Annotated in this window: 1 protein-coding gene; it reads left to right on the top strand. The window is 70.3% G+C overall.

Features of this window, described 5'->3' with window-relative positions:
* Nucleotides 1–22: 22 nt before the first annotated feature.
* Nucleotides 23–347: ketoacyl-synthetase C-terminal extension domain-containing protein (locus GTY47_RS40035; protein ID WP_324604474.1), on the top strand; the 325-nt coding region annotated here is incomplete at its 3' end.

Below are 347 nucleotides of genomic sequence, written 5' to 3'. Positions count from 1 at the left end.
CGTCTCCCTGCTCTCGGAGGGTGTGGCGTGGCCGCGTGGCGAGCGGGTCCGCCGCGCCGGCGTGTCCTCCTTCGGGATCAGCGGCACGAATTCCCACGTGATCGTGGAGGAGGCTCCGGCCGAGGAGTGTGTGGACCAGCCTGTCGTGCCGGTGGTGGATGGTGGTTCGGGGTTGGTGCCGTGGGTGGTGTCGGCGGCCAGTGTGGGTGGTTTGCGGGGTCAGGTGGAGCGGTTGGTGTCGTTCGTGGGTGAGCGGCCGGGTGTGGATGTGGCTGGGGTGGCTGCTGGGCTGGTGGGTCGTGCTGGGTTGCGGCGTCGGCTTGCTGTGGTGGGTGGTTCGGTGGGGG

The sequence above is a fragment of the Streptomyces sp. SID5464 genome (assembly GCF_009862985.1).
Classification (GTDB): domain Bacteria; phylum Actinomycetota; class Actinomycetes; order Streptomycetales; family Streptomycetaceae; genus Streptomyces; species Streptomyces chartreusis_D.
This window is presented reverse-complemented; position numbering and strand designations above follow the sequence as displayed.